Consider the following 21,379-nt stretch of genomic DNA (forward strand, 5'->3'; position numbering starts at 1 on the left):
AAGCGCCGGAAACGCTGTGGAGCAAGGGCGTCCCCCGGGAAGGCGAGCCCGGGGAATCCGGCGAGTCCGCCGATGGCGAGGCGAAGGCCGCGGCCGACGGCGAGACGCCCAAGGAAGAGGCGCACGCGGAAGTCGCGGCGGCTCCGGACACCGTCCGGGACTCGGCCGCGGACAAGGCGACCGAGGACCCGAAGCCCGACGCCGAAAAGTAGCGCTTTCTAGCAGCGCAAGTCCGTGAAGGCCTCCTTGAGGGACCCAGAGTCCCTCAAGGAGGCCTTCACGGACTTCAGGCCGGCCGGCGGGCGGGCCTCGTGACCTCCGGGAGATGTCATGAGGGGTCCCCTTGGGACGAAAACTGTCTCAAGGGGACCCCTCATGACACTTCAGGGGGAGACCAGGCCCCGCCCCGTCACCAAAGGCAGGTCCAGCGCGGTCAGCAGCCCGGGCGAAGCCGCCACCACCGCCGGGACCGCGTTCACCAGCCGCATCGCGGTCGCCTTCAGCCCGGCCGTGTTGTGGTCGCCGTCGGTCCCGACCAGGCGCAGGTCCAGCTCGTAGTTGGGCTCCCCGGTCACCTTGACGCGGTAGCAGCCCTGCCCGCTCGGCTGAGGCCAGTCCGGGCCGAGATCGCCCCGGAGCCGCGTGACGTGCTCCAGCACGCACACCGCCCGCCCGCCGCGCATTCCGCGCACCTCGAACCGCAGCGCGGCCGCCGTGCCCTCCTTGATCGTCCCGGAGGCGATCTCGAAGGTCTCGGGCGCCGGAAGCCGTTCGTAGACCTCCTCGACGGCGTCGAGTTCGACGTCCAGCCCTGCCGCGAGCTGCCGCACGACGCTGCCCCAGGCTAGCGAGAGGACACCGGGCTGCAACAGCAGCGGGAGGTCGTCCATCTCCCGGCCGAAGCCCATGATTTCGAAAAGGACCTTGCCTTGGTCGTACGTCGAGTAATCGAGGATCTCCATACAGCGGACCTCGTCGATTCGTTCGCACACGCCCGTCAGCAGCAGTGGCAGCCAGTCGTTCGCGAAGCCGGGGTCGATGCCGTTGACCCACAGCGAAGCGCCGCCTTCGCGAGCGGCCTCGCGGATCGGCTCGATCATTTCCGACGGGACGACACCTTCGGGGTACTGGAGGAACACCGGACTGCTGGACACCACGTTGATCCCGGCGCGCAGGAACCGCTTCAAGTCCTCGACGGCCTCGACGAGCCGGTCGTCGGCCATCGCCGTGTAGAGCACGCAATCCGGCTTCAGCGCGATGAGCGCGTCCGCGTCGGTCGTCGCCGAGACCCCGAGCGGGCGGCCGAGCCCGGCCAGTTCCCCGGCGTCGACCCCCGCCTTGGCCTCACTCGAAACCCAGACCCCGGCGAGTTCGAGATCGGGTCGCGCGGCTATCCCGGCCAGCGCGTGCCGTCCGACGTTCCCGGTACTCCACTGGACCACGCGCACGGCGTTCGCCTCCTATTGTCTGGTTGGTGAACCCGCGTCCGCGACCGACGTCGGCAGGACGCTGCCTGGCATGCCACCTCGCGGTGGGTGAGCAGGGCGTCCTGCCACCGCGATAGCGGGGCCTTCGGCCAGGGCGGGTTCACGCGTATGGTCATTTCCCCGGTACCTCTCAGCTCCGCCAACGGTTCCTACAAGTCAGGCAGGCCCAACTCAAGGTTCGGGGCCTGCAGTCCACCGTCGACTTCGATGATCTTGCCGGTGACGTACCGGCCCGCGCCGGACGCCAGGAACACGACGGTCGCCGCGATGTCCTCGGCCTCGCCGATCCGGCCAAGGGGAGTGGCGGCCTCCATGCGGCCGCGCAGTTCGTCGTTGCCCACCACCACTTCGAGCGCGGACGTCGCCACCGAGCCGACCGAGATCGCGTTCACCCGCACCTTCGGCGCGAGATCGGCTGCCGCGAGCCGGGTGTAGTGCGCCAGCGCGGCCTTCGCCGTTCCGTACGCGGCGAAACCCCGGCCCGCCACCCGGCCCATGACCGACGAGATGTTGACGACCGACCCGCCCGTCTCCAGTAAGGACGGTGCGGCCGCGACGGTCAGCGCGTGCGCGGTGGAGACGTTGAAGCGAAAGGCTTCTTCGAGGAAGTCACCGCTGGTTTCCAGCAACGGCCGGGGATAGGTGCCGCCGACGTTGTTGACCACCAGGTCCAGCCGTCCGAACTCCGTGGCCGCGATCCGCGCCAGCTCTCCGGCGGCGGCCGGGTCGCTCAGATCGGCGGGCACCACATGAGCGCGCCTGCCGGTGGCGGCGATCAAGGCCGCCACCTCGGTGAGCTGGCTTTCGGTGCGGGACGAGATCACCACGTCGGCGCCCGCCTCGGCGAGCGCCACGGCCGTCGCCGCACCGATCCCGCGTCCGGCGCCGGTGACCACGGCGACCTGGTCGGTGAGCCGGAAACGGTCCAGGATCATGCGCGGAACGGTAACACGTTCTAGTTGTGTGGCCCAGTGCGCGAAGAGCGTCCGGAGTGACTAGAGTCGCCTCAACGTGTCTCGTGACAACCCGGAACAGGACATATACTTAGCGGAACGAACTACCGCGACCCCATCAGGAACTCTGTCGTTCCGGGCATCCAGATCGTTACCCATCGGCGGGCTTTCGCGCCCTCCGAACTGATGCCGACGTGTTTCACAGGTGTTAAAGTCGCGCTAACGAACGGGCCATCGTCGTCCCGTGCGCATTCCCCCGGCCGGCCCGTCCGACCGCTGAGCACGACGACGAAGGAGGTCCCTTCATGATCTTCTCCGCCATTCCAGGCAAACAGGGGCTTTACGACCCCGAATCCGAACAGGACTCCTGCGGTGTGGCCATGGTGGCCGACGTCCGCGGGCGACGTTCGCACGGCATCGTCACCGACGGTCTGTCCGCGCTGACGAACCTTGACCATCGCGGTGCCGCCGGCGCGGAGCCGACCAGCGGTGACGGCGCGGGCATCCTGCTGCAGCTCCCCGACGAGCTGCTGCGGGCGGAAGCGGACTTCACGCTGCCCGAGCCGGACGCCGACGGTCACCAGGCCTACGCGACCGGGATCGGTTTCCTGCCCTCGGACGGCGAGGAGCGGAAGAAGGCCATCGCCCTGATCGAGCGGATCGCCGCCGAAGAGGGCCTCGACGTCCTCGGCTGGCGCGAGGTCCCGGTCGATGCCGACCGCGCCGACATCGGCCCGACAGCGCGTTCGGTGATGCCGCATTTCGCGATGCTGTTCGTCGCCGGCGCGGAGACCGGCGGCCGGCGTCCTGCCGGGCTCGAACTGGACCGGCTGGCCTTCTGTCTCCGCAAGCGCGTCGAGAACGAGAGCGTGACCGCGGGCTGCGGCACCTACTTCCCGTCGCTGTCCTCGCGGACCATCGTCTACAAGGGAATGCTGACCCCCGAGCAGCTCCCGCTCTTCTTCACCGACCTGACCGACACCCGGCTCGCCAGCGCCATCGCGCTCGTGCACTCCCGGTTCTCCACCAACACCTTCCCGTCGTGGCCGCTGGCGCATCCGTTCCGGTTCGTCGCGCACAACGGCGAGATCAACACCATCCGGGGCAACCGCAACCGCATGCGCGCCCGTGAGGCGTTGCTCGAATCGGACCTCATCTCCGGCGATCTCACCCGGCTGTACCCGATCTGCTCGGCCGACGCGTCGGACTCCGCCTCGTTCGACGAGGTGCTGGAGCTGCTGCACCTCGGCGGGCGGTCACTGCCGCACGCGGTGCTGATGATGATCCCCGAAGCGTGGGAGAACCACGCCGGGATGGACGCACAGCGTCGTGCGTTCTACCAGTTCCACGCGAGCCTCATGGAGCCGTGGGACGGTCCGGCCTGTGTCACCTTCACCGACGGCACGCTCGTCGGCGCGGTGCTGGACCGCAACGGCCTGCGCCCCGCCCGCTGGTGGCGCACCGCCGACGACCGGGTCGTACTGGCAAGTGAGGCCGGTGTCCTCGACGTCGCCCCCGCGGACGTCGTGGCCAAGGGCCGCCTCAAGCCCGGCCGGATGTTCCTGGTGGACACCGAGGCGGGCCGGATCGTCGACGACGAAGAGGTCAAGTCGGCGCTGGCCAAGGAACTCCCGTACGAAGGCTGGCTGCACGCCGGTCTGCTCCAGATCGCCGACCTCCCGGACCGCGACCACATCGTGCAGAGCCACGATTCCGTCCTGCGGCGCCAGCTTTCCTTCGGCTACACCGAAGAAGAGCTGAAGATCCTCCTCGCGCCGATGGTGGTCAAGGGCATGGAGCCGATCGGCTCGATGGGCTCGGACACCCCGCCCGCGGTGCTGTCGCAGCGTTCGCGGCTGCTCTACGACTATTTCAAGCAGAACTTCGCGCAGGTCACCAACCCGCCGCTGGACGCGATCCGCGAAGAGCTCGTCACCTCGATGAGCCGCATCATGGGCCCCGAGCGGAACCTGCTCGCCCCCGGTCCGGCCTCCTGCCGTCACGTGCAGCTGCCGTATCCGGTGATCGACAACGACGAACTCGCCAAGCTGATCCACATCAACGACGACGGCGACCTCCCCGGATTCGCGTGCAGTGTCCTTTCCGGACTGTACGAAGTGGACGGTGGCGCCGAGGCGCTGGCGGCCGCGATCGAGCGGGTCCGGCGCGAGGCCTCCGAGGCGATCGCGGCGGGCGCGCGCACGCTCGTGCTGTCCGACCGCGACTCCGACCACCGCATGGCGCCGATCCCGTCGCTGCTGCTGGTGTCCTCGGTGCACCACCATCTGGTGCGCACCAAGGAAAGGCTCCGTGTCGCGCTGGTCGTCGAGACCGGCGACGCCCGCGAGGTCCACCACGTCGCGCTGCTGCTCGGCTACGGCGCCGCGGCGGTGAACCCGTACCTGGCCTTCGAGACGATCGAGGACATGATCTCGACCGGCGCGGTCACCGGGATCGAACCCGCCACCGCGATCCGGAACTACGTCAAGGCGCTCGTGAAGGGCGTCCTGAAGATCATGTCGAAGATGGGCATCTCCACTGTCGGCGCGTACACCGCGGCGCAGGTCTTCGAATCCTTCGGCCTCGCACAGGATCTGCTCGACGAGTACTTCACCGGGACGTCGTCGAAGCTCGGCGGCGTCGGCCTGAGCGTGCTCGCCGAAGAGGTCGCGACGCGGCACCGCCGCGCGTACCCCGACAACCCGACCGACCGGGTCCACCGCGGACTCGAGACCGGCGGCGAGTACGCGTACCGCCGCGAGGGCGAACTGCACCTGTTCACCCCCGAGACCGTCTTCCTGTTGCAGCACGCGACGAAGACCGGCCGCGAAGAGGTGTACAAGAAGTACTCCGACGAGGTGCACCGCCTGTACCGCCAGGGCGGCGCGCTGCGCGGGCTGTTCTCCTTCCGCGCGGGTACGCGCGAACCCGTCCCGCTCGACGAGGTCGAGCCGGTCGAGGCGATCTTCAAGCGCTTCAACACCGGCGCGATGTCCTACGGCTCGATTTCGGCCGAGGCACACGAAACCCTCGCCATCGCGATGAACCGCATCGGCGGCCGGTCCAACACCGGTGAGGGCGGGGAAGACCCCGAACGGCTCTACGACCCGGCGCGACGCAGCGCGATCAAGCAGGTCGCGAGCGGCCGGTTCGGCGTCACCAGCGAGTACCTCGTCAACGCCGACGACATCCAGATCAAGATGGCGCAGGGCGCGAAGCCGGGTGAGGGCGGGCAGCTGCCGCCGAACAAGGTGTACCCGTGGATCGCGCGCACCCGGCATTCCACGCCGGGTGTCGGGCTCATCTCGCCGCCGCCGCACCACGACATCTACTCGATCGAGGATCTCGCCCAGCTGATCCACGACCTCAAGAACGCCAACGAGAACGCCCGCATCCACGTGAAGCTGGTGTCCTCGCTCGGCGTCGGCACGGTCGCGGCGGGTGTGTCCAAGGCACACGCCGACGTCGTGCTGATCTCCGGCCACGACGGCGGCACCGGCGCTTCCCCGATGAACTCGCTCAAGCACGCGGGCACGCCCTGGGAGATCGGCCTCGCCGAGACGCAGCAGACGTTGCTGCTCAACGGTTTGCGCGACCGGATCACCGTCCAGGTCGACGGCGCGATGAAGACCGGCAAGGACGTCGTCATCGCCGCGCTGCTCGGCGCGGAGGAGTACGGCTTCGCGACGGCGCCGCTGATCGTCGAAGGCTGCGTGATGATGCGCGTCTGCCACCTCGACACCTGCCCGGTCGGCGTCGCGACCCAGAGCCCGGACCTGCGCAAGCGCTACACCGGACAGGCCGACCACGTCGTCAACTACTTCCGGTTCGTCGCCGAAGAGGTCCGGGAAACGTTGGCGCTGCTCGGTTTCCGCACCCTCGACGAGGCCATCGGGCACGCAGAGGTGCTGAACACCGACGAGGCGATCGAGCACTGGAAGGCCTCCGGTCTCGACCTCGCGCCGATCTTCGAGATGCCCGCCGAGACTCCCTACGGTGGGGCGAAGCGGCGCACGCGGACGCAGGACCACGGCCTGGAGCACGCGCTGGACCGGACGTTGATCCAGCTCGCCGAGGCGGCGCTGGAGGACGCGCATCCGGTCCGGCTGGAACTGCCGGTGCGGAACGTGAACCGGACAGTCGGCACGCTGCTCGGTTCCGAGATCACCCGCCGCTACGGCGGTGAGGGGCTGCCCGAGGACACGATCCACGTGCTGCTGACCGGTTCCGCCGGGCAGTCGCTCGGCGCGTTCCTGCCGCGCGGCATCACCCTCGACATGGTCGGCGACGCGAACGACTACGTCGGCAAGGGACTTTCGGGCGGGCGGATCATCGTGCGGCCGCATCCGAACGCGAAGTTCGCCGCGGAAGGCCAGACCATCGCCGGGAACACCCTCGCCTACGGGGCCACCGGCGGCGAGATGTTCCTGCGCGGCCAGGTCGGCGAACGCTTCTGCGTGCGCAACTCCGGCGCGGTGGTCGTCGCCGAGGGCGTCGGCGACCACGCCTTCGAGTACATGACCGGCGGTCAGGCCGTGGTGCTCGGCCCGACCGGGCGCAATCTCGCGGCAGGCATGTCCGGCGGCGAGGCCTACGTGCTCGACCTCGACCGCGGCCGGGTCAACGAAGAGATGGTGAACCTTCAGACGCCGTCGTCGGAGGACCTCGCCTGGCTCAAGAAGACCGTGCAGAAGCACTACGACCTCACACGTTCGGCCGTGGCCGCGTCGCTGCTCGGCGACTGGCCCCGTCGCTCGGCGGCGTTCACCAAGGTGATGCCCCGCGACTACCAGCGTGTCCTTGACGCGGCGAAGGCGGCGCGCGCCGCGGGCCGCGACGTCGACGAAGCGATCATGGAGGCCGCTCGTGGCTGATCCGACGGGTTTCCTGAAATACGAACGCGAAGAGCCGAAGAAGAAGTCCACCCAGGATCGTCTCGCCACCTGGGGCGAGGTGTACGCCGACGTCGAACCCGGTGAGCGCAACGAACAGGTGCGCGAGCAGGCTTCGCGGTGCATGGACTGCGGTATCCCGTTCTGCCATTCCGGTGGATCCGGCTGCCCGCTGGGCAACCTGATCCCGGAGTGGAACGACCTGGTGCGCCGCGGCGACTGGGCCGCGGCGAGCGACCGGCTCCACGCGACCAACAGCTTCCCCGAGTTCACGGGGAAGCTGTGCCCCGCGCCGTGCGAGGCGGGCTGCGTCCTGTCGATCTCGCCGCTGTCCGGCGGTCCGGTGTCGATCAAGCGGGTCGAGCAGACGATCGCCGACCAGTCCTGGGAAGCGGGCTACGTGCAGCCGCAGGTCTCGGCGGTGTCTTCGGGCCAGCGGGTCGCTGTCGTCGGCTCAGGTCCGGCCGGGCTGGCCGCCGCGCAGCAGCTGACCCGCGCCGGCCACGAGGTGACCGTCTACGAACGGGACGACCGGCTCGGCGGCCTGCTGCGGTACGGCATCCCCGAGTTCAAGATGGAGAAGAAGGTCCTCGACCGGCGGCTCGCGCAACTCCGCAAGGAGGGCACGAAGTTCGTCACCGGCTGCGAGGTCGGCGTCGACCTGACCGTCGAGGACCTGCGGGCCGGCTACGACGCGGTGGTGCTCGCCGTGGGCGCGCTGCGCGGCCGCGACGACACCACGACGCCCGGGCGCGAGCTGTCCGGCATCCACCTGGCGATGGAACATCTGGTCCCGGCCAACAAGTACGTCGAGGGCGACGGCCCGTCGCCGGTGGACGCCGCGGGCAAGCACGTGGTCATCATCGGCGGTGGCGACACCGGGGCCGACTCCTACGGCACCGCGACCCGCCAAGGCGCGCTTTCGGTGACCCAGCTGGACCAGTACCCGACCCCACCGTCCACAAGGGACGACGAGCGGTCACCATGGCCGACCTGGCCCTACATCCTGCGCACCTACCCGGCGCACGAGGAGGCGGGCGAGCGCAAGTTCGCCGTCGCGGTCACCCGGTTCGTCGGTGACGACGAGGGCAACGTGCGCGCCGTCGAGCTCCGGCAGGTTCGCGTGGTCAAGGACCCGGAGACCGGCAAGCGCATGGTGACCCCGGTCAACGACGAGGTCGAGGAACTGCCCGCCGACCTCGTGCTGCTCGCGATCGGGTTCGAGGGTGTCGAGCACATGCCGCTGCTGGACGGGCTCGGGCTCTCCCTGACCGGACGCGGCACGCTTTCGTGCGGCTCGGACTGGCAGACCTCCTCGCCCGGCGTGTTCGTCTGCGGCGACGCGCACCGCGGTGCCTCGCTGGTGGTGTGGGCGATCGCCGAGGGCCGTTCGGTGGCGAGCGCGGTGGACGCCTACCTCACCGGTGCTTCGGACCTGCCCGCTCCCGTGCACCCGACGGCCTTGCCGCTGGCGGTCGTTTAAGCCCCGTAGAGATGTCATGAGGGGTCCCCATAGGACGTTTTTCGTCCCATGGGGACCCCTCATGACACTCCGCGGAGGATGACGAACGGCAGGGGCCGCTCCTGCCCCGGGTGGAGGTCCGGGATCAGGCCGAGGACCGATGCGGTAGGGCCGCCGGTCGCGCCAGGCTTTCCCTCATGAGAAAAACGTTGGCGATACTGGCTTTCCTGCCATTGACCGCGGCGCTTCCGGCGACAGCCGAAGCGGCTCCGGCGCTGAAGTGGACGTCACCCTGTCCGGACTACGGCATGACACCCTCGCCGACCGAAGGCCTCGAATGCGCGAAACTCGAGGTGCCGTTGGATTACGCCGATCCCGGCGGGCGAAAGATCGAACTCACCGTTTCCCGGAAGGCGAGCACCTCCCCGAAGCGCCGGGGGGTCCTGCTGATGAACCCCGGCGGCCCCGGGAGTCCCGGCTTGGCGATGCCCGCGCAACTCGCGCAGCGCCAGGGGAACAGCGGCCTGCTCGAGAGTTACGACGTCATCGGGTTCGACCCGCGCGGCACCACTTACAGCACGCCGGTGACCTGCGACCTGACCGAGGACGAGCGGTTCATCCTCACCGGCCCGTACGCGGACGGCCCGGACGACGTCGTCGAGAAGGCGGCGAAATCCCGGGTGGTGGCGCGGAAATGCGCCGAGGCGAAGACCGCGGATCTCCTGCCGCACATGACCACCGCGAATACCGCGCGCGACATGGACCGGATCCGCGAGGCGCTGGGGGAACGGAAGATCTCCTACTACGGCGTCTCGTACGGCAGCTATCTCGGCGCTTCCTACGCGTCGATGTTCCCGGCGAAGACGGACCGGATCGTGCTGGACAGCCTCTTGGGGCCCGACGGGCTGGGTGTCCGGGCGCACCAGCGTTTCGCGGACGGCTTCGACGACCGGTTCGGTGATTTCGCGGCCTGGGCGGCGGCGCGGGACGACGTCTACCACCTCGGGCGGACCCCTGCCGACGTGAAGGCGAAGTTCCTCGAACTGGCCGGGAAACGACCGGGAATCCGGACCGACACCTGGGGAGCGCTGTACGACGACGCGAACTTCCCCGGCCTCGCCGCGCAATGGGCGGCTTCGCCCGCGTCGGTGAAAGGCGGGCCGCTCGACGGCGACAACCACGCCGCGCTCCAGCTCCAGGTGCTGTGCAACGACACGGACTGGCCGGAAAGCGTTCGCTACTACCAAAAGGCTGTCGAACGCGCCCGCGTGACGCATCCGATGTTCGGCCCCGCCGCCGCGAACATCACCCCTTGCGCCTTCTGGCCGGTGGAACGCCGCGAACGCCCGGTGCGGATCACCGACCGCGGCCCGTCGAACATCCTGCTGGTGCAGAACCTCCGCGATCCCGCGACGCCGCTTTCCGGCGCTCGCGAACTGCGTTCGGCGCTGGGTGGGCGGGCCAAGTTCGTCACGGTCGACGCCGGCGGGCACGGCGTCTTCACCAAGGAGAACGCCTGCGGCAACGACTTCGTCGTGCGCTATCTGCGGGACGGCGTCCTCCCAGCGGGCGATTCCCACTGCCCGGCTCATCTGCCGAAGTAGATGACGATGATCGCCAGCCAGTAACCGAGGCCGCCGACCAGGATGCCCAGCAGCACTCCGGCGGCGGCTTCGGGGTAGGTGCGTTCACGCCGGGCGACGAGCGACCAGCACACCCCGGCGACCAAGAGCCAGCCGAGGTGCATCAGCCCGCCGAACGTGAACGTCAGCACGACGATCGCGCCGGACACGGTCGCGGTCTGCGGCGCGATCTCGAAGTCGAGGGCCTTGAAGACCGACCACACCGCGAGTGTCAGGAGCGCCGCGACGGCCAAAGCGGTCAGTGGTCCCCAGCCGGCGGGCCAGGGAGCTCCCCAGGTGATCGCGATCGGCAGCAGGGGAATCCAGATCCAGAGCGCGAGAACGTTCGTGCCGAGCCGGGCGAAACTCTTCACACCGGAAAGCTACCGGGCAGGTCACGGCCCGGTCATCGTGTTCGGCCGAACGGCCCATACGCCACCACGGATGCGGCCGAACGGCCGCTTGTACGCCCGGTAGCAGGACAAATACTTTCGAAATGTCGTGCAAGTCATACGGCAATTCACCGGTGGCGAAAGGCGGTACGCCATGAAGAGGACGGCTTTCCGGACGGGGATCCTGGCAGCGCTCACGGGGCTGGCGGTGACGGCGCTGACCGCGGTCGCGAGTCCAGCACAGGCCGCGCCCGCCCACCATCAGGCGGCGGCCGACGCGCAGGCCGTCGCCGCCTACTGGACGCCGGAGCGGATGCGGTCGGCGGTGCCGATCGACCAGCTGGTCACCGCGCCCGCCTTCACGCCGAAGGACGTCGCCAAGGGCACGAGCACGATCATCCAGAGCATTCCCAACGGCGGCGGCGCGTGGTCGGGTGCGGGCAAGGTCGTGCAGACCGCCGGTCGCGTGTTCTTCACCATGGGCGGGCGGAACGCGTCGTGCTCCGGTGACGCGGTGACGAGTACGAACGGCAGCGTCGTGATCACGGCCGGGCACTGCGTGAAGTATCAAGGCGCCTGGCACACGAACTGGACCTTCGCTCCGGGCTACGACAACGGCAACACGCCCTACGGCACCTGGGCCGCGAAGAGCACGCTGACCACTCCGCAGTGGGAAGCGAGCGAGGACATGAACTACGACGTCGGCGCGGCCGTGGTGAACCCGCTCAACGGGCAGAAGCTGACCGACGTCGTCGGCGCGCAGGGGATCGCGTTCAACCAGGCGCGCAACCAGTCGATGTACACGTTCGGGTATCCGGCGGCGGCGCCGTACGACGGCACGAAACTGATCTATTGCAGCGGGAGCACGTTCACCGACTTCCTGCTCACCAAGGACCACGGGATGAACTGCAACATGACCGGTGGTTCGAGCGGTGGCCCGTGGTTCCTCAACTTCAGCGAGGCGACCGGCGCGGGCGTCCAGGCCTCGGTGAACAGCTTCGGCTACAACTTCCTGCCGGGTTACATGTTCGGCCCGTACTTCGGCGCGGACGCGCAGAACCTCTACAACAAGGCGCAGGCCGCCTGATCTCCTCCGCCGCCCGTCCACCTTTTGGGACTTTCGTCCCGGTGGGCGGGCGGCTTTCGGCCGGGCATATCCTGGTGCCCGTGAACTGGACAGTGGACGTTCCCGTCGACACGCTCCCCGAACTGCCCCCTCTGCCTCCCGGGCTGCGCGAGCGGCTCGACGACGCGCTTTCCCGGCCGGCCGCGCAGCAGCCCGAGTGGCCGGACGCGGAGCTGACGAAACGCGTCCGCGGCGTGCTGGAAAGCGTGCCGCCGATCACCGTCCCCGCCGAGATCGACCGGCTCTCCGACAGGCTCGCCATGGTCGCCCGCGGCGAGGCGTTCCTGCTGCAGGGCGGTGACTGCGCGGAGACGTTCGAGTCGAACACCGAACCGCACATCCGCGCCAACCTGCGCACCCTGCTGCAAATGGCCGTCGTCCTCACCTACGGCGCGAGCCTGCCGGTGGTGAAGGTCGGCCGGATCGCGGGCCAGTACGCGAAGCCGCGTTCGGCGTCCACCGACGCGCTCGGCCTGCCGGTGTACCGCGGCGACATCATCAACTCACTCGTCGCCAAGCCCGAACTCCGCGTGCCCGACCCCGGCCGGATGATCCGCGCCTACGCCAACGCGGGCGCCGCGATGAACCTCGTCCGCGCGCTCACCGGCGCCGGCATGGCCGACCTGCACCAGGTGCACGACTGGAACAAGGACTTCGTGAAGTCCTCGCCCGCCAGCGAGCGCTACGAGGCACTGGCCGCGGAGATCGACCGCGGCCTGCGGTTCATGTCGGCCTGCGGCGTCACCGACACCTCGCTCCAGTCCACCGAGATCTTCGCCAGCCACGAGGCGCTCCTGCTGGACTACGAGCGCTCCATGCTGCGGATGGACCGCGCGGACGCGGCGAACCCCAAGCTGTACAACCTGTCCTCGCACTTCCTGTGGGTGGGCGAGCGGACCCGGCAGCTCGACGGCGCGCACATCGCCTTCGCCGAACTGCTGGCCAACCCGATCGGTCTCAAGATCGGCCCGACGACCACGCCCGAACAGGCCGTCGAGTACGTGCGGCGGCTCGACCCGCGCAACGAGCCAGGCCGCCTGACGCTGATCGCCCGGATGGGCAACGGCAAGGTCCGCGAGGTCCTGCCCGCGATCGTCGAGAAGGTCGAGGCGTCCGGGCACAAGGTCATCTGGCAGTGCGACCCGATGCACGGCAACACCCACGAGGCGTCGACCGGGTACAAGACCCGGCACTTCGACCGGATCGTGGACGAGGTCCAGGGCTTCTTCGAGGTGCACCGCAAGCTCGGTACCTACCCGGGCGGTATCCACGTCGAGCTCACCGGCGAGGACGTCACCGAATGCCTCGGCGGCGCGCAGGAGATCTCGGACCTGGATCTTTCGGGCCGGTACGAGACCGCTTGCGACCCGCGCCTGAACACGCAGCAGTCGCTGGAACTGGCGTTCCTGGTCGCGGAGATGCTGCGCGGCTGATCCTGGTTTCCCTACGTGCGATGAAGGGGCCTTTCATAGCAAATTTTGCTATGAAAGGCCCCTTCATCGCACTCGGGCAAGTCTTCGCCGGCTTCGCAACGCTGGGCGCCGCCGGACAGTGCTGGGTCGGGGTGGTCGTGAGTGGTAAGTGGTGTTCTAACGTCACTTACCACTCACGACCACCCCGACTGCCGCCGCGCGACGAAGGGGTCTTTCATGTCGCGCGCTAAGCGGTGTCCAGCAACCTCGCGGCCGACTTGAGCACGCCGTCCCGCAGCGAGCCCACGTCCGAAACCGCCGCCCCGTTCGCCTGAAGTCCGATGTGGACGGAGTCGCGGTAGGTCGCCACCGCGATGCCGATCGCCTGCCGCGGCGCCAGCGGCACGAACGGGTACACGCCTTCGATCTTCGTCCCGTCGAGGCTGAGCCGGTTGGGCGGCACCGGCACCGTGGTCACCACGAGGTCGAACAGCAGCGGCGCGGCCAGCCCGGCCGCCTTGCTGCCGAGCCGGTGCAGCATCGGCGGCATCCGGTCGGCGAGCAGCGGGAACGCGCCGGCGCCCCGGCCGGGGCCCGCGGCCTTGTTCCGGCTCATCTCGCGCTGGACGGCGAGCAGCCGCTCCACCGGATCGTCGAGGCCGACCGGCAGGTCACAGAGATAACCGGACAGCTTGTTGCCGCCGAGCTGCTCGGCGGCCCGCCCGCGCACGCTGACCGGGATGAGCGCCCGCAGCGTCCGGTCGTCGGCGCGCTGGCCGCGGTTGATCATCCATTCGCGCAGCGCGCCGCTGAGTACCGCCAGCACGACATCGTTGGCGGTCCCGCCGTGCGCCCGGCGGATCCGCCGGATCTCGGCGGTGTCCAGCCGCACGAAGCCGAGCCGTCGTTCGGTCGACGGCGGCGCGCTGATCGGGGACAGCGGCGACCGGGTCGCGCGGACGACGGACGAGGCGATCCCGGCGGATTTCCCGGCCTGGGCCAGGGTGGTGCCGAGGGCGTCCTTGACAGCGTCCACAGGGGAGCGTGGGGCTGGCGGTTCGGCGCCGCTGCGCGTGCGCTTCGTCGCCCGCGGGAGCCCGTCGAGCAGGCCCACGGCGACGGCGTACGCGCCCGCCCCGTCGGTGAGCGCGTGGTGCAGTTTCAGCAGCAACGCGAATTCGCCGTCCGGCAGGCCGGTGACGAGATGCAAGTCCCACAAGGGTTTTCCGGTGTCGAGCGGCCGTCCCATCCATCGCGACGCGTAGGCGGAGAGTGGGTCCGGTTCGTACAGGGAACTCAGGTGGTGATGTGAAATATGTTCACTGGCAACGAAATCCGGGTCCTCGGCCCAGATGGCGGAGCCGGGCGGGAACAGCGCGGTGCGAGGGCGCTGACGCAGCTTCGGGAGCACCGCGGCCCGTTCTGCGAGCAGCGCGGTCAGCTTGCGCGCGTGCACCTGCCCGTGCGGACGGAAGGTGACCACCGCGCCCATGTGCATGGGCGTCGTTTCGCTTTCCATGCAAAGGAAAGCGACATCGAGTGCGCTCAGCTGCAGGCCTGACATCATCTGCCTTTCCTTGACGCTCCGGCTAGGGGCACAACTGCACCAGCCTGACATGACGGGCGGGTGGTCGTCATGTTTCCGGGGCGCTAACTACCGCTGGTTTCACTCGAACGATGGGATCACGTTCGGACATGGACCACGGCTGTGCGGCAGATGGTGGACAAGGTGCCCGGCGGTATCTCGATGGCGGATCATCGGAGGAAACCGGCAGACTGCACGACCATGACCGAAGAACCCAAGCGTCCCGAACCGCCGCTCACCGGCGACGAGCGCACCCAGCTGAACGGCTTTCTCGACTTCCTTCGCGCCACAGTCGTGTGGAAGTGCTCCGGCCTCACCGACGAGCAGGCCCGGCGGCCGCTCGTGCCCAGCGAGCTGACCACCGTCGCCGGTCTGCTCGGGCATCTGACCCTGGTCGAGCAGTACTGGTTCAACGTGGTGCTCAACGGGCAGGAGGACCTCTGGAAGGAGGCCCTCGAAGCCGACCCCGACGCCGAGTTCCGGGTCGCCATGCAGACCCCGATCGAGCAGCTGATCGCCGCCTACGAGGCCGAGTGCGAGCGGAGCCGCAAGGTCGTCGCGGGGATGGGCCTGGACGACAAGGTCCCCTTCCGCGGGGATCGCGAGGTCAACGTCCGGTTCGTGGTCGCGCACATGGTCGAGGAGACCGGCAGGCACGCCGGCCACCTCGACCTGTTGCGGGAAATGCTCGACGGTCTCACCGGGGAGTGAGCCGGCGAGGGGGCAGCGGGAAGAACCCGCTGGTCCGCTCGACGTACGTCGCGTATCCCGGCCGGGACCGCTGCAAACCCTTCTCCAGCAAAGGTTTTCCGGTTCCCTTGGCCAGCGTGTACGTCATCGCGATCGGCGACAGGATCGTCGCCGCCCCCACCCAGCTCGAACACGCCAGCAGGTACAGGCCCCACCACACGCACGCGTCCCCGAAGTAGTTGGGATGCCGGGTGTAGCGCCACAGCCCGCTGTCGAGGACCTTGCCGTTGTTGTCCGGATCGGCCTTGAAGCGGCGCAGCTGGTCGTCGCCGATCGTCTCGAACCCGAAGCCGACCAGCCACACCGCGACGCCGAGCCAGGCCGTCACCCCGAAGGAGTCGCCGTACATCGCGAACTGGACCGGCAGCGAGACGAACCAGAGCACCACCGCCTGGACCAGGTAGACCCGGACGAACAGCTTGAGCGCCGGATTCGGGCCGGCGCTCTCCGCCATCCGCACGTAGCGCGGGTCTTCGGGCAGCTTGTGGTTGCGCAGGTGGAGGTGGACGCCGAGGCGCACACCCCAGACCGCGGTCAGCAGCGCGGTGACCACGCGCAGCGCCGCCGACCCGTCCCCGAGCGGGGCCGCGACCACCGCGACGAGCGCGAAGCCAGGCCCCCAGAGCGTGTCGACGGTGTCGTACCGCTTGCGCCACCGGGCGATGCCGAAGGTGACGACGAAAGCCACGAGCGTCGCGCCCGCCGTGACCGCGAGGGTCCCTCCGAGCGGCATCAGGACCACTCCCGGGTGGCGGGCAGGGCGCTCAAGCCCGAGTCGGACGAGCGGACCGCGAGGATCTGGTCGACACCCATCCGGTTCTCCTCGAACGCGAGCGCGCCGCCGACCAGGTAGAGCCGCCAGACCCGGGCGCCGGACTCACCGATCAGCGCCACGACGTCGTCCCAGTTGCTTTCGAGCGTTTTCTCCCACGCCCGGACCGTACGCACGTAATGCTCACGCAGCGCGTGGACGTCGCGGATCTCGAAACCGGCGGTCTCCAGATGCCCGAGCGTGCGGCTCAGCGGCCGCATCGTCATGTCGGGGGCGATGTAGCGCTCGATGAACGCGCCGCCGCCCGGCGCCACCGCGCCGCGGGACATCTGCTGGAGCACCAGCCGTCCGGTGGGCTTGAGCATCCGGTAGAGCGTCCGTGTGTACTCGGGGTAGTTCTCCTCGCCGACGTGCTCGCCCATCTCGATGGAGGCGACGGCGTCGAACGGCTCGTCGGTCAGCTCGCGGTAGTCCTGCCTGCGGACCTCGACGCGATCCTCCAGATCGTGCTGGGCGAGACGGCCGCGGATGTGCTGCAGCTGTTCCGCCGACAGGGTGATGCCGACGGCCTGGACCCCGTGGTGCTTCGCCGCGTGCACCAGGAGCGATCCCCAGCCGCAGCCGACGTCGAGCAGTCGCATCCCCGGTCGGAGCCCGAGCTTGCGGCAGATGAGTTCGAGTTTGTCCCACTGGGCTTGTTCGAGGTCGTAACCGTCCTCGTCGGACGTCCAGTACGCCGACGAATAGGCCATCGATTCGTCCATCAGCAGCTGGTAGAAGGCGTTGCTGAGGTCGTAGTGGTGCGCGATGGCGGACTTGTCGCGAAGCAGGGTGTGCAGCTTCCCGGACAGCCGGGCCTCCTCGGCGGGCGGTTTGGGCGGCGGCCCGACGACGCCGAGGCCCACCGCGATCCGCAGCGCCTCGGCCCACTCGCGCGGGCCGAGCTTCGCGCCGCGCGCGGCACCCGACCGGCTCAGCGCCCAGATCCGGCGGAATCCCTCGGCGAGGTCGCCCTCGACGTCGAGATCGCCCGAGACGTACGCCCTGGCCAGGCCCAATTCCCCGGGCGCGTAGAGGAGACGGCGCAGGGCACGGCGGTTGCGGAGCACCACGGTCGGGGCATCCGGGGGACCGGCGCGTACGCCGTCCCAGGTACGGAGACCGACCGGCAGGGAGCCGCCGAGGAGCCGCTCGACGAACGGCACTAGGCGAGACGCGGGACTGTTCGGCATAGTCGTCATTCGGCCCCGGACAGGAAAAGGATGGGTCGTGTGATGCCCCGGTTCACCCGGTCCAATCCGGTCCGGCCCCTGTTCCGAATCCCGTTCGTGCACACCAAGGGTCTACGCATCGGAGTCATCGGCAGCGGCGTGGCCGGCCTCACGGCCGCCTACCTGCTGCAACGCCGCTACGAAGTGCTGTTGTTCGAAGCCGACGACAGGCTGGGCGGGCACGCGCACACCCACGACGTCCCGAGCGCGCACGGCGGCACCGTCGGCGTCGACTCCGGGTTCATCGTGCACAACAAGCGCACCTACCCGAATCTGCTCCGCCTGTTCGGCGAGCTCGGCGTCACCACCCGCGACACCGAGATGTCCATGAGCATCCGCTGCGACGGCTGCGGCCTCCAGTACGCCGGGGCCAAGGGACTGAAAGGCCTGTTCGCGCAGCCTCGCAACGTCACCCGCGGGCGCTACCTGCGGATGCTCGCCGACGTCAAGCGCTTCCACCGGCACGCGAAGCGCGTCCTCGAATCGCCCGAGGCAGGCGACGTCACGCTCGGCGCGTTCCTCGCGATCGGCGGCTACACGAAGTACTTCGTCGACCACTTCATGCTCCCGGTGGTTTCGACCGTCTGGTCGGCCGACCGCACCGACACGCTCCAGTACCCCGCGCGCTACCTGTTCGAGTTCCTGCGCAACCACGGGATGCTGTCGGTCGGCGGGTCGCCGAGCTGGCGCACCGTCGTCGGCGGCTCCCGCGAGTACGTCGACCTCGCCGCCAAGCAGCTGACAGCCGTGCACCTGTCGACACCGGTCCGCTCGGTCAAGCGGACCGGGCAGGGGATCGAGGTCCGCGACGACGCCGACACCCGGCATCGCCTCGACAAGGTCGTCCTGGCCACGCACGCCGACCAGGCGCTCGACCTGCTCGCGGCGCCGACCGACGCCGAACGCGAAGTCCTCGGCTCGTTCCGGTACTCCAGCAACGAGGCGTGGCTGCACACCGACACCGGCGTGCTCCCGACGGCGGAGTCCGCGCGGGCGGGCTGGAACTACGCCACTCCTGCCTGCGGCGCGAACGCGGGCGCGGTCCAGGTCTCCTACGACATGAACCGCCTGATGCGGCTCGACGAGCCGACCGGCTACGTCGTCACGCTCAACCCCGGCACCGCCCCCGACGACGGTTCGGTGCTGGCCAGGATGACCTACGAACACCCCGTCTACACGCCCGGTTCCGTGGCCGCCCAGCGCCGTCTGCCCGAACTCAACGACGGCACGGTCGCCTTCGCCGGCGCGTATCACGGCTGGGGGTTCCACGAGGACGGTTGCGCGTCCGGTGTCCGCGCGGCCGAGAGCTTCGGAGTGCGATGGTGACCCCCATGGCCGTTCTCTACGACTCGACGGTGGCGCACGTCCGGCGCAACGACCCGCCGATCTCGTTCGCCCACCGCGTCTATCTGTGGTTCGTCGACCTCGACAGGCTGCCGAAGCTGCCGTGGTGGCTTCGCCCCTTCGCTCGCTTCGACCCGCGGGATCACTTCGCACCCGAGGACACCTCCAGCATCCGGTCCAAAGTGGACCACTGGCTCGCCGATCGAGACGTCGATCTCCAGGGCGGCCGGGTGCTGATGCTCGCCGGCGCGCGGGTGCTCGGGCACAACTTCAACCCGATCACCCTCTACTGGTGCCATCGGCCGGACGGCGGACTCGAATGCGTCGTCGCCGAGGTCCACAACACCTACCGGGGAAGGCACGCGTACCTCCTACGCCCTGACGCGGCCGGGAACGCTTTCGCGGACAAGGAGTTCTACGTGTCGCCGTTCCAGTCGATGGACGGCGAGTACCGGATGGAGGTGCCGATGCCGGAGTCGCTGCTCTCGGTCAAGATCGCCCTCCGCCAGGGGGAGAAGACACCGCTGACCGCGTCGTTGCGCGGCGTGCGGCGGCCCGCCACCACCCGATGGCTGGTGCACCTGCTGATCACCCGTCCGCTCATGCCGCACCGGGTCTCCGCGCTGATCCGGCGGCATGGGGTCAAACTGTGGGTCAAGAAGGCGCCGATGACCCCGCGGACGCCGCAGACGGCCGGAGGCAGACTTGATGGATGAATCGGCACGTCCCCGCCGGATGGAGCCCGTTCCCGCACCCGACGGCGAGCAGGCGGGTCCGACGGCCGAGGACCTGCTCGTCCGGGTCGCCAAGGGGGACGAGCGGGCCTTCGACGCCTTGTACGACCAGCTCGCCGGACCGATCTTCGGCCTGGTCCGGCGCATCCTTCGTGACGCCGCGCAGTCCGAAGAGGTCACCCAGGAGGTCATGGTGGAGCTGTGGCGCACGGCCACTCGCTACTCCCCGGAGCGGGGGAGCGCGCTGAACTGGGCCATGACGCTCGCGCACCGTCGCGCCGTCGACCGCGTCCGCTCGGCCCGCGCCAGTTCGGAACGCGAGGTCAAGGCGACCTTCGAGGCCGCCCGCGCCCGGCCCTTCGACGAGGTGTCGGAGGCCGTCGCGGCCCGCTGGGAACGTTCGCAGGTGCGCCGCTGCCTGACCAGTCTCACCGAGCTGCAGCGGGAATCCGTGCTGCTCGCCTACTACCAGGGCTACACCTATCGCGAGGTCTCGGAAGTGCTCCAGACCCCGCACGGAACCATCAAGACCCGCCTCCGGGACGGCCTGATCCGGCTCCGGGACTGTTTGGGGGTGACGGCATGACCATGCCCGAAATGCACACGCTCACCGGTGCTTACGCGGTCGACGCGTTGTCAGATATAGAGCGTGCGCAGTTCCAGCGGCACCTCGGGGAATGCGCCTCGTGCGCCCAAGAGGTCCTCGAACTCCAGATGACCGCGACCCGGCTCGGGGCCGCGCTGGCCGAAGACCCGCCGCCGGAGCTCAAGCGCCGGGTGCTCGCGGAAACCATGGCGACCAGGCAGCTGCCACCGAAAACGCGGTCCGGAAGCGGGGAACGTGTCAAGGACCGGCGCCGGGCCCCGCGCTGGGCGATCGCCGCGGTCGCTGCGGCGGTCGTCGGGCTGGCGGGCACCGCCGTGTTCGGCGGCATCGCCTACGACAACCACACCCAGCTGACCGCCGCGCGGGAACGGGCCGCGCAGGCCGCGGACCTGTACGCCCCGGTCGCCGAGGTCCTCGCGGCCGCCGATCTCCGGACCGGGCACGCCGAGACCTCGGCCGGTGGCGGCGGCACCGTGATGATGTCGCGCGCGAAGGACCGGCTCGTCTTCATGGCGGCGCAGCTGCCGAAGAACGATCCAGGCCGGACCTACCAGGCGTGGCTGATGTACCCGGGCACCGCGCCGAAGCCCGCCGGGCTCATTTCCGGTGGTCAGGACGGTGCGCTGCTGGTCGCCGAGGGGCTCGGCGGGGCCGAGAAGTTCGCGCTCAGCGTCGAACAGGCGGGCGGATCACCGACCGGATCGCCGTCGAAGGACGTCGTCATGGTCATGTCCATGCCGACCTGATCTTTGCTTTTACCAGGCCGCCGTTCGCCGCTGCGACCGGGTCGCGCTCTTGCGCCCGGGAACATGTTGTGGCAAAACACCTTTGCGACACACGGCGTGGCTACTGGATTCGAGCCTGCCTGGTGCATACCGTCCTGCTTCAACGTCGGCAGTTGACATAACTCTCGATCTGAACTTCAGCTCGAGGGTTCGGCACAGGCTCAGCGACCGGCGGGCAGCACGGG

The 21,379-nt window shown here is 69.2% G+C and carries 16 protein-coding genes and 1 pseudogene; 11 read left to right on the plus strand and 6 right to left on the minus strand.

What is annotated here, in order from left to right; genetic code table 11:
* Positions 1-212 (plus strand): annotated as a pseudogene (locus tag CFP71_RS11730) (prolipoprotein diacylglyceryl transferase); the annotation flags it as partial.
* A 171-nt stretch (positions 213-383) separates the two neighbouring features.
* Here the strand turns inward: CFP71_RS11730 and CFP71_RS11735 are convergent.
* Positions 384-1,448, minus strand: coding sequence for an NAD(P)H-dependent amine dehydrogenase family protein (locus CFP71_RS11735; protein WP_093933876.1), 1,065 nt, complete (start codon positions 1,446-1,448; stop codon positions 384-386).
* A 188-nt stretch (positions 1,449-1,636) separates the two neighbouring features.
* A complete protein-coding gene (locus CFP71_RS11740; RefSeq protein WP_093933877.1) occupies positions 1,637-2,422 on the minus strand; it encodes an SDR family oxidoreductase in 786 nt (261 codons plus the stop codon).
* Positions 2,423-2,745: 323 nt separating this feature from the next.
* On the opposite strand from CFP71_RS11740, the gene gltB reads away from it, so the two are divergent.
* The 3 genes from gltB to CFP71_RS11755 all read left to right on the plus strand — a co-directional run bounded on the left by gltB (position 2,746) and on the right by CFP71_RS11755 (position 10,398).
* Positions 2,746-7,314, plus strand: a complete 4,569-nt coding sequence (gene gltB, locus CFP71_RS11745) for a glutamate synthase large subunit (RefSeq protein WP_093933878.1) — start codon at positions 2,746-2,748, stop codon at positions 7,312-7,314.
* Positions 7,307-8,815 carry a glutamate synthase subunit beta gene (locus CFP71_RS11750; protein ID WP_093933879.1) on the plus strand — a complete coding sequence of 503 codons (1,509 nt, stop codon included), beginning with the start codon at positions 7,307-7,309 and terminating at the stop codon, positions 8,813-8,815. The genes gltB and CFP71_RS11750 overlap by 8 nt, the downstream gene beginning before the upstream one ends.
* A 176-nt stretch (positions 8,816-8,991) precedes the next feature.
* Positions 8,992-10,398, plus strand: coding sequence for an alpha/beta hydrolase (locus CFP71_RS11755; RefSeq protein WP_093933905.1), 1,407 nt, complete (start codon positions 8,992-8,994; stop codon positions 10,396-10,398).
* Here the strand turns inward: CFP71_RS11755 and CFP71_RS11760 are convergent.
* Entirely contained in the window at positions 10,383-10,790 is a 408-nt protein-coding gene (locus CFP71_RS11760; protein ID WP_093933880.1) for a hypothetical protein, read from the minus strand. The genes CFP71_RS11755 and CFP71_RS11760 overlap by 16 nt on opposite strands.
* A gap of 172 nt (positions 10,791-10,962) precedes the next feature.
* On the opposite strand from CFP71_RS11760, the gene CFP71_RS11765 reads away from it, so the two are divergent.
* Both CFP71_RS11765 and CFP71_RS11770 read left to right on the plus strand, forming a co-directional pair.
* Positions 10,963-11,895 carry a trypsin-like serine peptidase gene (locus CFP71_RS11765; protein ID WP_093933881.1) on the plus strand — a complete coding sequence of 311 codons (933 nt, stop codon included), beginning with the start codon at positions 10,963-10,965 and terminating at the stop codon, positions 11,893-11,895.
* Positions 11,896-11,975: 80 nt separating this feature from the next.
* Positions 11,976-13,367, plus strand: coding sequence for a class II 3-deoxy-7-phosphoheptulonate synthase (locus CFP71_RS11770; RefSeq protein ID WP_167406086.1), 1,392 nt, complete (start codon positions 11,976-11,978; stop codon positions 13,365-13,367).
* Between the two features lie 226 nt (positions 13,368-13,593).
* Here CFP71_RS11770 and CFP71_RS11775 read toward each other — a convergent pair whose 3' ends face one another.
* Positions 13,594-14,913: a wax ester/triacylglycerol synthase family O-acyltransferase gene (locus CFP71_RS11775; RefSeq protein WP_093933883.1), complete on the minus strand. Its 1,320-nt coding sequence runs from the start codon at positions 14,911-14,913 to the stop codon at positions 13,594-13,596.
* 219 nt (positions 14,914-15,132) lie between these two features.
* Between CFP71_RS11775 and CFP71_RS11780 the strand changes: the two genes are divergently transcribed.
* Entirely contained in the window at positions 15,133-15,642 is a 510-nt protein-coding gene (locus CFP71_RS11780; protein WP_093933907.1) for a DinB family protein, read from the plus strand.
* On the opposite strand, the gene CFP71_RS11785 is transcribed toward CFP71_RS11780, so the two are convergent.
* Positions 15,629-16,414, minus strand: a complete 786-nt coding sequence (locus CFP71_RS11785; RefSeq protein ID WP_093933906.1) for a DUF1295 domain-containing protein — start codon at positions 16,412-16,414, stop codon at positions 15,629-15,631. The two genes, CFP71_RS11780 and CFP71_RS11785, sit on opposite strands and share 14 nt — an antisense overlap.
* Positions 16,414-17,685 (minus strand): SAM-dependent methyltransferase, encoded by a 1,272-nt coding sequence (locus CFP71_RS11790; RefSeq protein ID WP_093933884.1) that lies wholly within the window; start codon positions 17,683-17,685, stop codon positions 16,414-16,416. The genes CFP71_RS11785 and CFP71_RS11790 overlap by 1 nt, the downstream gene beginning before the upstream one ends.
* A 42-nt stretch (positions 17,686-17,727) precedes the next feature.
* Here CFP71_RS11790 and CFP71_RS11795 point away from each other — a divergent pair, with 42 nt between their 5' ends.
* From CFP71_RS11795 to CFP71_RS11810, 4 genes are read left to right on the plus strand one after another with little or no spacing between them, the layout of a single operon-like run.
* The gene (locus CFP71_RS11795) at positions 17,728-19,050 is read left to right on the plus strand and encodes an NAD(P)/FAD-dependent oxidoreductase (RefSeq protein ID WP_244199642.1); all 1,323 of its coding nucleotides are present in this window, start codon (positions 17,728-17,730) and stop codon (positions 19,048-19,050) included.
* On the plus strand, positions 19,044-19,784 hold the full coding sequence (locus tag CFP71_RS11800; protein WP_093933885.1) for a DUF1365 domain-containing protein: 741 nt from the start codon (positions 19,044-19,046) through the stop codon (positions 19,782-19,784). The genes CFP71_RS11795 and CFP71_RS11800 overlap by 7 nt, the downstream gene beginning before the upstream one ends.
* The gene (gene sigK, locus CFP71_RS11805) at positions 19,777-20,388 is read left to right on the plus strand and encodes an ECF RNA polymerase sigma factor SigK (RefSeq protein WP_143267068.1); all 612 of its coding nucleotides are present in this window, start codon (positions 19,777-19,779) and stop codon (positions 20,386-20,388) included. The genes CFP71_RS11800 and sigK overlap by 8 nt, the downstream gene beginning before the upstream one ends.
* The gene (locus tag CFP71_RS11810) at positions 20,385-21,155 is read left to right on the plus strand and encodes an anti-sigma factor (protein ID WP_093933887.1); all 771 of its coding nucleotides are present in this window, start codon (positions 20,385-20,387) and stop codon (positions 21,153-21,155) included. The genes sigK and CFP71_RS11810 overlap by 4 nt, the downstream gene beginning before the upstream one ends.
* Positions 21,156-21,379 lie beyond the last annotated feature (224 nt).

This window comes from Amycolatopsis thailandensis, from assembly GCF_002234405.1.
GTDB classification, from domain to species: domain Bacteria; phylum Actinomycetota; class Actinomycetes; order Mycobacteriales; family Pseudonocardiaceae; genus Amycolatopsis; species Amycolatopsis thailandensis.